Annotated in this window: 17 protein-coding genes; 1 reads left to right on the top strand and 16 read right to left on the bottom strand. The window is 38.5% G+C overall.

Features of this window, described 5'->3' with window-relative positions:
- Positions 1-105: 105 nt before the first annotated feature.
- From MKL33_RS00595 to MKL33_RS00540, 12 genes are all read right to left on the bottom strand, one after another.
- On the bottom strand, positions 106-864 hold the full coding sequence (locus MKL33_RS00595) for an SDR family oxidoreductase (RefSeq protein ID WP_017386245.1): 759 nt from the start codon (positions 862-864) through the stop codon (positions 106-108).
- A 273-nt stretch (positions 865-1,137) separates the two neighbouring features.
- Entirely contained in the window at positions 1,138-1,782 is a 645-nt protein-coding gene (locus MKL33_RS00590; RefSeq protein ID WP_270906281.1) for a tRNA-(ms[2]io[6]A)-hydroxylase, read from the bottom strand.
- A 6-nt stretch (positions 1,783-1,788) separates the two neighbouring features.
- The gene (pdxJ, locus tag MKL33_RS00585) at positions 1,789-2,514 is read right to left on the bottom strand and encodes a pyridoxine 5'-phosphate synthase (protein ID WP_069123844.1); all 726 of its coding nucleotides are present in this window, start codon (positions 2,512-2,514) and stop codon (positions 1,789-1,791) included.
- 13 nt (positions 2,515-2,527) lie between these two features.
- On the bottom strand, positions 2,528-3,241 hold the full coding sequence (recO, locus tag MKL33_RS00580; protein ID WP_270906280.1) for a DNA repair protein RecO: 714 nt from the start codon (positions 3,239-3,241) through the stop codon (positions 2,528-2,530).
- A gap of 9 nt (positions 3,242-3,250) precedes the next feature.
- On the bottom strand, positions 3,251-3,454 hold the full coding sequence (locus MKL33_RS00575) for an NF038104 family lipoprotein (RefSeq protein WP_005067833.1): 204 nt from the start codon (positions 3,452-3,454) through the stop codon (positions 3,251-3,253).
- Positions 3,455-3,471: 17 nt separating this feature from the next.
- A complete protein-coding gene (era, locus tag MKL33_RS00570; RefSeq protein WP_079381034.1) occupies positions 3,472-4,494 on the bottom strand; it encodes a GTPase Era in 1,023 nt (340 codons plus the stop codon).
- An 11-nt stretch (positions 4,495-4,505) separates the two neighbouring features.
- A complete protein-coding gene (gene rnc / locus MKL33_RS00565) occupies positions 4,506-5,198 on the bottom strand; it encodes a ribonuclease III (RefSeq protein ID WP_005067830.1) in 693 nt (230 codons plus the stop codon).
- On the bottom strand, positions 5,170-5,544 hold the full coding sequence (locus MKL33_RS00560) for a DUF4845 domain-containing protein (RefSeq protein ID WP_017386241.1): 375 nt from the start codon (positions 5,542-5,544) through the stop codon (positions 5,170-5,172). Before MKL33_RS00560 ends, rnc begins: the two co-directional genes overlap by 29 nt.
- Before the next feature lie 24 nt (positions 5,545-5,568).
- A complete protein-coding gene (gene lepB, locus MKL33_RS00555; protein WP_005067825.1) occupies positions 5,569-6,396 on the bottom strand; it encodes a signal peptidase I in 828 nt (275 codons plus the stop codon).
- Positions 6,397-6,471: 75 nt separating this feature from the next.
- Positions 6,472-8,289: a translation elongation factor 4 gene (gene lepA / locus MKL33_RS00550; RefSeq protein WP_002118606.1), complete on the bottom strand. Its 1,818-nt coding sequence runs from the start codon at positions 8,287-8,289 to the stop codon at positions 6,472-6,474.
- Positions 8,290-8,464: 175 nt separating this feature from the next.
- A complete protein-coding gene (locus MKL33_RS00545; protein WP_270906279.1) occupies positions 8,465-8,917 on the bottom strand; it encodes an acyl-CoA thioesterase in 453 nt (150 codons plus the stop codon).
- Between the two features lie 122 nt (positions 8,918-9,039).
- Positions 9,040-10,416 (bottom strand): Do family serine endopeptidase, encoded by a 1,377-nt coding sequence (locus MKL33_RS00540; RefSeq protein WP_032004437.1) that lies wholly within the window; start codon positions 10,414-10,416, stop codon positions 9,040-9,042.
- A gap of 230 nt (positions 10,417-10,646) precedes the next feature.
- On the opposite strand from MKL33_RS00540, the gene nadB reads away from it, so the two are divergent.
- On the top strand, positions 10,647-12,290 hold the full coding sequence (nadB, locus tag MKL33_RS00535) for an L-aspartate oxidase (protein ID WP_270906278.1): 1,644 nt from the start codon (positions 10,647-10,649) through the stop codon (positions 12,288-12,290).
- Between the two features lie 57 nt (positions 12,291-12,347).
- Here the strand turns inward: nadB and MKL33_RS00530 are convergent, their stop codons facing one another.
- The 4 genes from MKL33_RS00530 to pabC all read right to left on the bottom strand — a co-directional run bounded on the left by MKL33_RS00530 (position 12,348) and on the right by pabC (position 15,396).
- Entirely contained in the window at positions 12,348-12,764 is a 417-nt protein-coding gene (locus MKL33_RS00530) for a PaaI family thioesterase (RefSeq protein ID WP_009393656.1), read from the bottom strand.
- 138 nt (positions 12,765-12,902) lie between these two features.
- The gene (tmk, locus tag MKL33_RS00525) at positions 12,903-13,502 is read right to left on the bottom strand and encodes a dTMP kinase (RefSeq protein ID WP_270906277.1); all 600 of its coding nucleotides are present in this window, start codon (positions 13,500-13,502) and stop codon (positions 12,903-12,905) included.
- Between the two features lie 9 nt (positions 13,503-13,511).
- A complete protein-coding gene (mltG, locus tag MKL33_RS00520) occupies positions 13,512-14,582 on the bottom strand; it encodes an endolytic transglycosylase MltG (protein ID WP_270906276.1) in 1,071 nt (356 codons plus the stop codon).
- A gap of 1 nt (position 14,583) precedes the next feature.
- Positions 14,584-15,396 carry an aminodeoxychorismate lyase gene (gene pabC, locus MKL33_RS00515; protein ID WP_270906275.1) on the bottom strand — a complete coding sequence of 271 codons (813 nt, stop codon included), beginning with the start codon at positions 15,394-15,396 and terminating at the stop codon, positions 14,584-14,586.
- Positions 15,397-15,643 lie beyond the last annotated feature (247 nt).

The raw sequence follows: 15,643 nt of genomic DNA, 5'->3' as shown, positions 1-15,643 counted from the left end.
AAAAAATCCTCTATCAGCAGATAGAGGATTTAATTTTTTCTTAGAGTCTTTATTAGGTTTAACGCTCTAACCTAACTCGAAAGAATATATTTTCTTCTTAAATTATTATTCCACTTCAACCACTTTTAAAGGATTAAAAGATTGAGTGGTCGGCATCATTTCAATACGATTAATATTAATGTGTGGAGGTTGTGAAGCAATCCAAGCTACTGTATTTGCAATATCTTCAGGCAAAAGTGGATTCTTTTTATCATATAGACTGTTTACTTTATCCTCATCACCTTTAAAACGCACAAGAGAAAATTCAGTACCTCCACACAACCCTGGTTCAATGTTAGTTACGCGCACACCAGTACCAGCCAAATCAGCACGAAGATTTAGACTAAATTGCTCCACAAATGCTTTGGTTGCCCCATACACATTGCCCCCTGGGTATGGATATGTGCCTGCGATAGACCCCATATTAATAATCAAACCTGATTTTTTCTTTACCATACTTGGCAAAATTAATCGGGTAATCGTAACAAGCCCCTTAACATTGGTATCAATCATCGTGTACCAATCATCTAATTCTGCTTTATCTGCGGGTTCCAATCCTAATGCCAATCCAGCATTATTCACCAATAAATCAATTTGATTGATTTGAAATTCAGTTGGTAAATCAACCAATGCCTTATTTATATTTTCTGCCGTATCCGTCATGTCAAATACTAATGGGTAGAATTTTTCACCAAGTTCTTGTTTTAGTTCTTCTAGTTTTTCTGCTCGTCTTCCGCAACCAATAACGTTATATCCTAACTCAATCAGCTTTTTTGAAATGCTATAACCAAAACCTGCCGATGCACCTGTAACTAATGCTAACATTCTTATATCCTTAGAAATGATCAACTATTTCAGTTGAACTCATGATGAACATATCAACCTTTATATTTACACAATATTTATTATTAACCTAAAAAAATAAAAGTTTTTTTAAAAATTTTAAGAGAAATTAAAATCTATAAAAAATATATTTATTAAATAATTATATGTATTAAAAAACTAAAAGCAGAACATGCTTACCACCAAAGAGATAATACTCACCAAATAAAAAAGTTTACCGTGAAAGGTAAACTTTTTTATTTGAGACATCCAAGACTAAGCAGGAATACCACTATGAAAACGGAAAGTATCATCTGGTGTTAAAATCAGATTCTTTTCAACTTCACGGATATGATCAATTCGCTGTTGAATATCCTCTTTAGGATCTTTCATTTTTGCAGTGGTTGCCACATCAAGCGCAAGAGCTAGATAGTCTTCAAAATGACGAGACTCTGACTTAAGCAAGTATCGATAATAACGTCCTAACTCATCATCTACACGCGGTGCAAGTGCATAAAAACGCTCACATGAACGAGCCTCTACGAATGCACCAATCACCAGCACATCAATTAAAGCTTCAGGCTCATATGTACGAATCTCTTTACGTAAACCACCTGCATAACGCCCAGCACTTAAACCAGTCCACTCTTGACCGCGCTTAGCCATAAGCTCAAGTACTTGTTCATAGTGAAGCATTTCTTCTCGTACAAGTTGAGCAAGTTTTACTTGTAAGTCAGGAAAGAAGCTATAGCGGAACATTAAGTTCATTGCTGTACTAGCAGCTTTCTTTTCACAATTAGCATGATCTTGCATCAAGATATCTAAATTATTGATTGCCTCATCCAACCATGCAGTTGGTGTTTGACATCCTAAAAAGGCCACCACAGGTTGCATTAATTCATCGTAATTGATACTCGACATAACCAACTATCCTGCTGCCTGAATCGCTGTTTTCATATCTTTAACAGCTTGAACCAGACCTACAAAAACACTTTCAGCAATAATTGAATGACCAATGTTTAATTCATGAATTTGTGGAATAGCTGCAATTGGCGCAATATTTTTAAGGTTAAGGCCATGACCTGCATTTACAACCAAACCTTTTGAATCTGCATATTCAACCCCTTTGATAATGCGCTCTAACTCGGCTTGTTGATCTTGCTCCGTTTCCGCATCCGCATATGCACCCGTGTGCAACTCAATCGTAGGTGCGCCACACGCAACTGCTGCATCAATTTGAGCTAAATCAGCATCAATAAATAATGATACGTCACAACCAATAGCCGCTAAAGTTTGAGTTGCTGCTTTAACTTTTTCAAAGTTACCCACTACATCCAAACCACCTTCAGTTGTTACTTCTTGGCGTCTTTCTGGCACAAAACACACGTGCTGCGGCTGAATTTCTTTCGCAAACTCGACCATTTCATCAGTAACAGCCAACTCTAGGTTCATACGGGTTTTTAATAATGGACGCATGCGGCGTACGTCATCATCTTGAATATGACGACGATCTTCACGCAAATGCAAAGTAATCCCCTCTGCACCCGCTTCTTCACAAATAAGAGCAGCTTCTACAGGGTCTGGATAAGTAGTACCGCGCGCCTGTCTCAAAGTAGCAACATGGTCTATGTTTACACCAAGCAATGCAGCCATAAATAAATCCTAATTACGATTGAGTTTGAGTATTTTGAATCCACAATTGTCGACTTTTTAGGGGACGATCTCCTAAAAGCGATGTAATCATTTGACGGTATAGTTTACCTAATAATTGCAATTGTTCGTGAGAAAAATCCTGGCCTTGTTCATAATCCAACATAGATAAAATTGCTTTACCTGACAATGAAGAACGACTTGCCTGAACAACGGGCGCAAAACCTTCAGTCACCTGAAATTGATAAAACTGGTGAGCCTGTATTAGCTGTTGTTGAGTATCAATTGAGAAATCAATCGCGTAACCCAGCTCAGGAAGCAAAACATGTTCGAACTGGCGCAAAATCTGTCTCAGAAAAAGATCAGGATTTTCGTGGGAAGATAATTGCTGTAATTGAAGCAAAGTTAATTGATATTGCTCAAAAGTTTGTGCCATTGCCTCTTCTAATGGGCAAAGTCTAAGAACAATTTCATTTAGATAAAAACCAGCAAAAAAAGCATCACCAAAAAAGAAAACAGGCTGATTTAATATTTCCAGCTTAGTAAAATTTTTGAGTTCACTTTTACCTGTCGCTTGTAGCCGAATAGGCTGATATTGAGGGGGCGGAGTCTGCCTTAAGATACCATCGACTCGCCCATATTCCTGAGTAAAAAGATGCACAATATGACTTTTTTCACGGTACTTACGGTGATGAATCATATATCCATGGAGGACTTCATTGCGCATCATAAAAAGAATCTATTCCTCAGATTCTTTTTCTTTTTTATCATCCTCATCATCGCCGTCAGGAATAACAGCACCTACAACAGCTGCTGTACCTTTAACTACACCTTTAGTAGTTTTATAGGCGATACCTACTGGTACGGTTACAAGCTTATATACACAACCTTGTAACATCAATGTACATCCAACTATAGCGATTAATGATGTAATTGTTTTCATACCAGCATCCTTATCCTTTAGATATCACTGTATCCTAAGCTTTTGAGAGCACGCTCATCATCAGACCAGCCACCCTTCACTTTCACCCAAAGTGTGAGCATAATTTTTTGCTCAAACATTTTTTCCATGTCTTTACGAGCATCCATACCAATCGTTTTAAGCTTGGCACCTTTTTCACCAATCACAATGGCTTTTTGACCAGCGCGATCTACAAAAATCGTTGCATCGATATAGGTACAAGCTGGTTTTAAACGACCAGTTTTTTCATTAACAGTTGCTTCTTCTGTTTTGAAAGATTCAATTTGTACTGTTAAATCATAAGGAAGCTCTTCACCCAACTGACGCATGATTTTTTCGCGAATAATTTCACTTGCCAAGAAGCGTTCAGAGCGGTCAGTAATCTGATCAAATGAATACAATGGTGGTTGATAAGGAAGGTATTTCTCAATCGTTTCACTCAAGTGTTCTAAGTTTGCACCACGCAAAGCAGAAACAGGAACAATCTCAGCAAAATTCATAAGTTTGGCACGTTCTTGAATGAGAGGAAGAATCTCCCTTTTATCTTCAAAAGTGTCCGCCTTATTAATGACCAAAATAACCGGCATTTCAGCGTTCTTGAGTTTTTCAAGCACTAAATCGTCGTTTTGAGTCCACTTATAAGCATCGATAACGAATAAAACTAAGTTAACGTCACGTAATGCAGAATGAGCAGCACGGTTCATCATTTTATTAATAGCACGCACTTCTTTTTTATGCATACCTGGGGTATCTACATATACCGCCTGCATCTTTTCGCGCGAATCAATACCAATAATTTTATGACGTGTTGTTTGAGGTTTACGCGAAGTAATAGAGAGCTTTTGACCCAATAAATGGTTCATGAGGGTAGATTTACCCACATTTGGACGTCCCACAATCGCCACAAATCCGCTCTTAAAATCCGAAGGGATTGTTACACCTTTGGAACTAAAAAATTGATCAATCAGATTATTAGGATCTTGGTTTTCATTTGAATCTGGATTGATTTGATCAGAATGCATCGACATGCAGGTTATTGCTCCAATAACTTTAAAATTTCCGCCGCTGCTGCCTGCTCGGCAAAACGACGACTTGAACCCTCACCATAAATCTTCGGTAAACCATCTACCACACATTCCACTTTAAAGTGCTGATGAGGTGCATCACCCTGAATATCTACAACCTCGTAAACAGGGAGAGGTTTTTTACGTGCTTGTAGATACTCTTGTAAACGTGATTTCGGATCTTTGAGTTGATCCGTAGGTTCTATATGGTCTAAATAGGGTATGTACCATTTTAGCACAATATCTTTAAGTAAGTTGAGATCACCACTATCAAGATAAATTGCACCAATAATCGCTTCTACCGTATCTGCTAATATTGACTCACGATGATGACCACCAGATTTCAACTCGCCTGTACTTAATATTAAACACCGACTAAGTTGCAAATCGGTTGCAATCTTACCTAACGCTTCTTGGCGAACTAAGGTCGCACGCATACGCGTGAGACGACCTTCATTTTCATTTGGATAAGCATGATATAGATAATTGGCGATTATCATGCCTAATAATGAATCACCGAGAAACTCTAAGCGCTCGTAATTGTATTTGTGACTCACCGAACGATGAGTCAAAGCTAACTGTAACAATTCAAGCTGCTTAAATTGATATCCGATTCGACTCAGTAAGCGAGGATCACTTAGTTTGAACTGATGTTTTATCAAAACTCTTCTCAAATGTTAAAACTAAATCAATATTGAATAAGAAAGGTTTTCTTACTTCATATTTCTTTTTGACCGTTAGACCTGACTGATTAAACACTTGAGCGATCTCTTTAAAATGGAGATCACGAATATTGTTCATTTCGAGTCGCTGATCCATTTGTGCTACAAACTTTTGTGGTGTGATCTCAGAAGAGCTTTCTTGTAAAAGCTCTTCTATCTGATTATTAATCAGCCGATCATCCCAATATGCTGGCCAAACTGCAAGTACAGCTTTTACTGCAACTGCAAATATAACCACCCCAAATAAAATTGCTAAATACGAAGTACCCTGTTGTGCCTTACGCATTTCTTTTTTTCCTAATGGTTGTTTTTAATCTATTTTTCCATTTCGGCTAAAGTTAGGAAGGTGTAAACCCGGTTCTTTATGCATCCACACGTAGAATGCTCGTCCTGTTAAGTTTTCTTCAGGAACGAACCCCCAGAAACGACTGTCTGCACTTTGATCGCGGTTATCCCCCATTGCAAAGTAATGTCCTTTTGGTACAGTCACTTCCCAATATAAACCGTCTTGGTTCGCATATTTACCATTTTCAACATAGTTGATAAACGGTGCTTGGCGCGCCACATTTACGCCTTCAAGCTCACGCATCGTAAAGGTATGCTCACCAATCGTCTCTTTATGATAAATAGACGTTGGCGTATCCATCACATCTTTTTCACGACTGAACTGTGTTAATACTTTCGGTACTTTTTGCCCGTTAATAATTAATTGCCCATGGTCATAAACAATATGATCACCAGGTAAACCGATTACACGTTTAATATAACTAATAGTCGGTTGAGGTGGATAACGGAATACAATTACATCACCACGCTTCGGTTCACCTACATCAATAATTTTTTTATTAACAATAGGCAAACGTACACCATAATCAAATTTATTCACCAGAATAAAATCACCAGTTTCTAAAGTTGGTACCATAGAGTCCGATGGAATATTAAATGGCTCATAAAGAAATGAACGAAGCACAAGTACTACAGCTAAAACTGGCCAAAAGTCATAGGCCCATGTAATGACAAAATTTTCGTTCCCGCGTCCTTTATTTGCACGCTGTTTTAATACAAGTTTATCTAACAACCACACTGCAAATAGAATCAGCGTAACTGGAACAAGAATTAAATTAAAATCAAAATCCACATGACCTCACTCGCAGCCTCGCTGCTTGTATTACAGTGGGGAAAAGAAATTGTTCACTTCCCCCACCCTCATTTCTTATCTTTCTACTTTCAATACAGCCAAGAACGCTTCTTGTGGAATTTCAACACTTCCCACTTGTTTCATACGTTTCTTACCTTCTTTTTGTTTAGAAAGTAGTTTTTTCTTACGCGAAACGTCACCACCATAACATTTTGCCAATACGTTTTTACGCATCGCTTTTACGGTAGAACGGGCAATAATTTGCGCACCGATTGCTGCCTGAATAGCAACATCGAACATTTGGCGAGGAATTAAGTCTTTCATTTTCTCAACCAATGCAATACCACGATGGCGTGCATCATTACGGTGACAAATCATAGCCAAGGCATCAACCTTTTCGCTATTAATTAACACATCAACCTTAACTAAAGCTGAACTTTCAAAACGTACAAAGTTATAGTCTAAAGATGCAAAGCCACGAGAGCATGACTTTAATCTGTCAAAGAAATCCATAACGACTTCAGCCATCGGAATTTCAAAAGTAATAGAAACTTGGTTACCCAAGAATTTCATATCTTTTTGTACACCACGACGTTCGATACAGAGCGTCATTACGTTCCCTAAATATTCTTGAGGAACAAGGATATGACATTCAGCAATTGGTTCACGCAAATCTTCTACAGTCGATCCATCCGGCATTTTTGATGGGCTATCGATGTAAATCGTTTCGCCTTTCTTGGTTAATGCTTCATAAATTACGGTAGGTGCAGAACTAATGAGGTCAAGATCGTATTCACGCTCTAAACGCTCTTGTACAATTTCCATGTGCAGCATACCTAAGAAGCCACAACGGAAACCAAAGCCTAAAGCATCTGAACTTTCTGGTTCAAAGAATAAAGCCGAGTCATTGATCTGTAATTTTTGTAATGCTTCACGGAACGGTTCAAAGTCACTCGCGTCAATCGGGAAAAGACCAGCATATACTTGCGGTTTAACCTTTTTGAAACCTGGTAAAGTTGCAACATCTGGTGTAGAAGCAAGAGTAATCGTGTCACCTACTGGTGCACCAAAAATATCTTTAATACCCGCAATAACAAAACCTACTTCACCAGCTTCAAGAATATCTGTTTCAGTATGCTTAGGATTAAACACGCCTACAGAAGTGACCGGATGAGTTTGTCCTGTCGATTTAACCAACATTTTGTCGCCCTTGCGGATACGACCTTGTTTAATACGAACAAGAGAAACTACGCCTAAGTAGTTATCAAACCATGAGTCGATAATTAATGCTTGTAATGGTGCTTCACGATCACCTTCTGGCGCCGGAATAACATCGACTAAACGCTCGAGTACACCTTCAACACCTAAACCAGTTTTTGCTGAACAGGTTGGTGCATCTGTCGCTTCAATCCCGATAATTTCTTCAATTTCATGAATTACACGTTCAGGTTCAGCCTGTGGTAAATCAATTTTATTTAGAATAGGAAGAACTTCTAGACCTTGTTCAATTGCTGTATAACAGTTTGCAACTGATTGAGCTTCAACGCCTTGTGCAGCATCTACAACCAGTAGCGCACCTTCACATGCAGCTAATGAACGAGAAACTTCATAGGAGAAGTCAACGTGCCCAGGCGTATCAATAAAGTTAAGTTGGTATTCCTGACCATTTGGATGAGTGTAATACAGCGTGACAGAAGCGGCTTTAATGGTAATCCCACGTTCACGCTCAAGCTCCATTGAGTCTAAGACCTGAGCTTGCATTTCACGATCTTGTAGACCGCCACACATCTGAATAAAACGGTCAGCCAATGTAGACTTACCATGGTCAATGTGGGCAATAATCGAGAAATTTCGTATATTTTTGATATCGACGGATTTTTTAGCTTGCGCCATGGGTTACCTTGAGAAAATATAGAGTGCTATGTAGCTTGTTTTAATACACAGCCAAAGCAGTTAAATAAATTGCGTGAGATTATAACAGATGCATATTTTAAAGTATCCAAAATAATCATGAGCTTTGTACTTATGTTTTAAAAAAGGACAGTCAAAGTAAGCGTATTACGTCCAACTATTGAGCATATGAAACGCTAAAATCATAAGGATTTATGCTTGAATCAAGCGGCGTATATGCATGAGTAAAAGTTGGCGACATTCGTTTTGGGCGTCCTGTAGCAATTTCAATACATGCCCATTTGGTATTTCCAACAAATAATACGGCCTGATCTGATGGACGAAAAAACACATACTGGCGGAATGAATAAAGTGCATTAATGTCATCTAACCATGTACGTAACACAATTTGTTCGCCTTCAAATGCAGCTTTACGATATTGCACATGATGCTCAACCGCGACCATGGCGTGTTTTAACTCAAGATATTTAGTTACCCCTACTCCCAAAGTTTCAACATGAGCAGCAGCTACATCCTGCATCCATTGAACATACATTACGTTATTTACATGCCCTAACGCATCAATGTGATGTGGCTGCACCTGAATATGTAAATCAAAAATACTACTCACAAATGAACACTCTTATTTATTAACCTTAAAACTGAAATAAGTGTAGGTAGATATCGCTAAACGCTCAAGATAAATAACAAAAACCACCCATTTTCAGGATGGCTTATTGATTCGGTTGAGGATTATTGAATACGTAAACCAAGCATTGCGCGCTGTCCCTGACGAATAATAGCAACACGTGCTACGGTATTTTTCGGCAAGTTAGAAACAACTTTTGCAAAATCCTGACTATTTAAAATTTGGCTATTATTGACTTGGGTAATCACATCACCTGGAATGATATTTGACAATGATGCTAAACCACCACGGCGAACATCTTGTACATAAATACCTCCTTTCACGCTCAACGCATTTTTTTCTGGTTCAGCTAGATCACGAATACTCATGCCTAAAACTGGCCCTTTAGATGCAGCACCTTGTGCACCAGTAGCAGGTGTTTCATCTGGTGCCGTCGTTAAGGTTGCTGAAATATTACGTGTTTTATCATCACGTAATACTTCAAACTGAACAGTTTGATTTGGCTGTACTTTATTTAATGCATACAGTAAATCACTCGTACGGAGTACAGGCGCACCATTTAATTTTAAAATCACATCACCCGCTCTTAGCCCTGCTTTTTGTGCAGGTGAGTTCGGAGAAATTTGAGTAATTAAAGCACCTTCAGGTTTTGGTAATTTGTAGGCATCAGCAAGGTTTCGGTCAATATCTTGCATCATCACCCCTAGATAAGAGCGTGTGACTTTACCTTTTGTTTTAAGCTGGTCGGCAACATCCATTGCTACATCAATCGGAATAGAGAAAGACAAGCCCATATAACCGCCAGTACCACTAAATATTCGAGAGTTTACCCCGACCACTTCACCATTTTGGTTAAACAATGGACCACCAGAGTTACCTGGGTTTAAAGCCACATCAGTTTGAATAAACGGCACCGAAGTTTCACCGCTCATGTTTCGTGATTTTGCGCTGACAATACCGGCCGAAGCTGAGTAGTCAAAGCCAAACGGAGAACCAATAGCTAAAACAGGTTCTCCGACACGTAAGCGATCAACATTTCCTACTCGTAAAGCTGGATAGTTAGTTCCGTTTACTTTTAATAAAGCAACGTCTGTACGCTCATCGCTACCCACTACGGTTGCATCAATTTCACGGCGGTCATTTAGAGTGATGCTAATACGAGAGGCATTTTCAATCACATGGTGGTTTGTAAGTAAGTAACCATCTTTACTAATGAAGAATGCACTTCCGTAAGCTGTCTTTTCTTGTGGACCTTGTTGCTGTGGAATGATGACCTGATTGCCAAAGAAACGTTTTAAAATTTCAGGAACTTGCTGTTGCAACAGTTCATCCTGAGTCATTTTTTTTACGACATTTACACTCACGACTGCTGGACTAACTTGTTCAACAAGATTTGAAAAATCAACAGCAGCATTTGCTTGAACAGCAGCAACTGTAAATACCGCTGCATACATTCCTTGTTGTAAATAGCGAGATTTCATTCGGTGCTCACCCACAATTGGTCTACGAGAATAAGGATAAAACTGTTGTATCACAACGCTTTGAGGTTGTGCGTAACAATATGTTTATTTGTAATACGTCATCACAAGGATTATTTTACGCATTGCAACTTTTTAAGCCAATTGCAATTTTTCTCTGAGTTAGAGCGCTTAAGCTCTTGCCTTTTTAGGTAAAAAGGGGTGTCATTAGCGGACGTTTTAAATTGATGCGAATGGACATGCCTAATTTACAGACAATTCACCACTTTGACGTGATTATTGTGGGCAGCGGCGGCGCTGGTTTAAGTCTGGCTTTATCGTTACCAAATCATTTTAATATTGCAGTTTTAGCCAAAGCTGCTCTAACCGAAGCAAGTACCTTTTATGCTCAAGGTGGCGTTGCTGCTGTTCTTGATGAGACTGACTCTATTCAACAGCATATTAATGACACTATGATTGCAGGCGCTCATTTATGTGAAATGGACGCGGTACAACATACGGTAGAAGGCGGCCGCCCTTCTGTTGATTTTCTTTTAAAACAAGGCGTGCAATTTACCTTAGATGAAGATGAGCAACTTCACTTAACTCGCGAAGGTGGTCACTCGCAGCGTCGCATTATCCATTCTGCTGATGCAACAGGCAAAGCCATTTCAACCACTTTAGTTGAGCGTGCCAAAGAACGTAAAAATATTACTATTTTTGAAAACTATATTGCGATTGATTTAATCACCTCGTATAAATTAGGCCATACCGACCAAGCGAATCGTGCTATTGGTTTATATGCATTAGATGAAAATACTGAAAAGGTTCATACTTTCCTTGCACCATTCACCGCGCTGGCTTGCGGCGGTGCGATGAAAGCTTATCTGTACACATCTAATCCAGATATTGCTACAGGTGATGGTATTGCAATGGCTTATCGTGCAGGTTGCCGTGTAGCTAATATGGAATTTAATCAGTTCCATCCAACTTGCCTGTACCATCCACAAGCCCGCTCTTTCTTAATTACTGAAGCTATGCGTGGTGAAGGTGCTTATTTGCGCCTACCTGATGGTGAACGTTTTATGCTGCGTTTTGACGATCGTGCAGAACTGGCTCCTCGTGATATTGTGGCACGTACCATTGACCATGAAATCAAGCGTCTCGGTATTCGTCATGTGTGGTTAGACATTACCCATAAATCACCTGAGTTTATTAAAGAGCACTTCCCTACACTTTATGCAAGATTGCTTGAGTTAGGCATCGACATTACCAAAGACATGATTCCAGTGGTACCAGCAGCTCACTATACATGTGGTGGTGTTGTGGTTGACTCAAATAGCCAGACGGATATTGATGGTCTCTATGCGATTGGTGAAACGTCTTATACAGGCTTACATGGTGCAAACCGTATGGCAAGTAACTCATTACTTGAGTGCTTCGTTTACGGTATGAGTGCGGCAAAAGATATCGAAAATAAATTTGATGAAAACTTCAAATTACCAGAAGTACCAACTTGGGATGACTCACAAGTAACCAATCCTGATGAAGATGTTGTGATTTTACAAAACTGGGATGAGTTACGTTCGACCATGTGGAACTACGTTGGTATTGTCAGAACCACAAAACGTTTAGAACGTGCTTTACACCGTATTGAAATGTTAAAGCGTGAAATCACTGAATATTATCAAGACTATCGTGTTAGCAAAAACCTGATTGAGCTGCGTAACCTTGTTTTAGTATCTGAAATGATTGTTCGCTGTGCTATGCAACGTAAAGAATCACGTGGTTTACATTACACACTCGATTATCCAGAAACTTCGAGTGAGATTCGTAAAACGGTTTTAACTCCTCCAAATTTTGCAGTAGAACAACCATTGGTTAATACTGACATTTAAGTTGTTCTTCTATAAAAAAGCACAGCTTTGGCTGTGCTTTTTTATTTGGTTTGATATTTATGGTCTAGGTGGGATTGAATAAGTCGCGGTCACATGCGCAACAGGTTCATCCAGACCAACTGAATAAATCCAGACTTCCCCAACAACCAAGCTCTTTCCAACCTTCATGAGTTTACATTCACTACGTAAGTCTTGATCACCCGCAGGTTTTCTTAAAAAATTAATATTAAAGTTGGTGGTTACGGCTAAACCAACAATACCGATCTCACCTAATATCGCAATATATAAAGCAAAATCAGCCAAAGTCATCATGGTTGGACCAGATATGGTACCACCAGGGCGTTGATGCCTTTGATCGACATGATAATAAACAACTGCAGCTTTGGGGGTGACTGATTCAATTGTGCAATGTTCAAGACTTGGTGGAAATTCCTTTTCAAGAAATGCCACGATTTCTTCTTTTGAGCTTTTCATCCTTGTTATTCTTCAATCTACAAATCATATGTAAGATAGCATAAGAAAATAACAGATATTTTCTATGACGTTTTAAATCAGAATTAACATCATTTTTCACCACTCCCATATTTTTATAAGAGTGGCTCATCCCATTGCTTATCCTAAATATTGCAATGCCTGTTCAAACACCTGATAAGGACTTTGAGTTGCATCTATTCGCTTAATACGTTCTGGTTCAGCCTTCCATAAGGTTTTATAACCTTCACGAACTTTAGTAAAGAAGCTTAACTTTTCTTGTTCAAAACGGTCTAAAGCTCCGCGTTCACGTGCACGATTCATGCCCAATTCAATCGGTGCATCTAACCAAAAAGTCACTTCAGGCATGCGTGAAACAAAGTTCTGATTTAAAAGCTGTAATTTATCTTGGCTTAAACCACGACCAGAACATTGATAAGCAAAGCTTGCATCGGTAAAACGATCACTTAAAACAATTTTATTAGACTCTAAAGCAGGCAAAATAACCTGTTGTAAGTGTTGAGCTCGTGCTGCATAAATGAGTAATAGCTCAGTATCATGACTCATATTTTCATCATGATTCACCGCCAAAAGCATAGAACGAATTTGCTCAGCTAACGGTGTGCCCCCCGGCTCTCGAGTTAAAACAACTTGTTTGCCTTGCTCTTCAAAATGCTGATGAATTTTTCGAATGAGTGTAGTTTTACCTACCCCTTCCGTGCCTTCAAAGCTGATAAACATCTCTTTTCCTTATTTCTTCGATCTCAACACGGATAAATATTCTTGCACTGCTTGATTATGAGCTTGCAAGTCTGCCGTAAATTTATGTCCACCATTACCAGTCGCTACGAAATAGATATTATTTGAATCATCTGGATGTAATGCTGCTTCAATTGCTTTTTGGCTTGGCAAAGCAATTGGAGTAGGCGGTAAACCATTAATGGTATAAGTATTATATGGTGTTGGAGTACGGAGGTCTTCTCGGGTAATGTTGCCTTTATAGTTATTACCCATTCCGTAAATAACAGTTGGATCCGTTTGTAAACGCATACCGAGTTTTAAACGGCGGACAAAAACTCCAGAAACTTGTGTAAGTTCACTGTCTAAACTTGTTTCTTTCTCAACAATAGAAGCCATAATTAATGCTTCATATTTATCTTTATAAGGTAAATTCGGAGCACGATTTGCCCAAGCTGTATCTAAAGCTTTTTTTTGGCGATGATATAAATCGGTAAGAATTTTCTTGTCAGTCTCGCCTTTGGCAAAGAAATAAGTATTCGGCGCGAATAAGCCCTCTGGATGATCGTAAGGAATCCCAAGCGCTTTCATAAGCTGATCATTAGGTAAATCCAATATTGTATTTTTTACATTTTTATCATTTTTGAGTGCAGTAATAAGCTGCTTAAAAGTTGTACCTTCAATCACCAAAACACGGTTCATCTGAGCATTATCCGCATCAGATAACATCTCTAACACTTGTCTTACACTCATCCCTTGTTCAATTTCATATACACCAGCTTTCATGCTGTCATGAATCATAAACTTTTGATAAAGCTTCAATATGATAGGAAAACTAACTTTATCTTCTTTTGCCAAACGATCAATAAAACCAGAATAAGTTTCCCCAGATGTAATAGATAACATCTGTTTTTTGCCTTCGATAGGATAAGCCTTAAACAAACTTGACCATAAAATGGCAAACGTAAAAATTAAAACAATAAAAAGGCCAATTAGAACCAATCGCTTAGAAAATTTTGGAGCTTGTTTTTTATTATTTTTCTTGGCGTTTTTTGCTTTCGCATTCACAGGTGGCTTCGGCATATTAATGAATCTGATTTAAGTTAAGGATATGAAATAAATCTATGCATGCCTGTGTATCTAGCGTTTTTTCGCCTAAATGAGTTACCACTCGCATAGGGTTTAAAGAATTACAAAAGAATAGACTTTGTATTTCAGATACTTCATCTAATTCAATCACGCGTACTTCACAGGCAATACCATGGTGCTGCATACGTGCCAGAATTTCTGCCCGCATTACACCGTGGACGCCATTATAGCGAAGTTCAGGAGTAATCCATCTATCATTTAAACGAATAAAACAATTACTACTGACCCCTTCAACAATATAACCTTGTACATCAGTAACTAATGCTTCAGCCCACCCGAGTTGATCTGCTTCTTTTTTTAGCAATACTTGTTCAAGGCGGTTTAAAGATTTAAGCCCAACTAAGCTCGGCATGGTTAAACCTAGGGCCTGATTTAAAACACCACACTGGATAAAATCAGGCACAAACGGCTCTAAAGCTTTTGGATAAAACCAGATATAAATATCTGCTTCATGCTTTGGCAAACTATAACCGCGGTCGCCTTCCCCACGGCTAATCACAATTTTCAAAGTGCCATTGAGTATGAGGTTCTGCTTTTGCAGCTGCTGTAAACTCAGTTCAATTAATTCAAAATTTACAGTTAAAGACAGTTTTTGACATGCGAGTTTCAGACGTTGCCAGTGCCTTTCTTTAAGCTCAATCTGATTTTGAAAAACACGAATTGTGGTAAAGCATCCATCTCCATAATGAAAGGCTCGATCTAATAAAGGAATAGTCTCAACGGGTTGCCCATTTTTAAAACACCACATGTTTGTTCCATCCTTTGCTAAAAGCCGCACAACAATACAACACCTTTCATTTAAATAATAAATGATTGATTTTAAAAAATTATACCGATTTCGTATCTGCTTTTGAAACTTGTTATATATCAAGATTTAAGAATAGTTTATCTGTTTTTATTATTTCTATTTTTTTCATATTAAATTCGTTTTTTATTATTTTTTTAGAATAAAGACTAGCGCTATTCTGCGTTCATGTTTTGAACATTTCATATTT

This window comes from Acinetobacter sp. AOR43_HL, from assembly GCF_027854635.1.
Taxonomy (GTDB): Bacteria; Pseudomonadota; Gammaproteobacteria; order Pseudomonadales; family Moraxellaceae; genus Acinetobacter; species Acinetobacter pittii.
The sequence above is the reverse complement of the archived record's forward strand: the minus strand, read 5'-3'. Positions and strand labels throughout refer to the sequence as shown.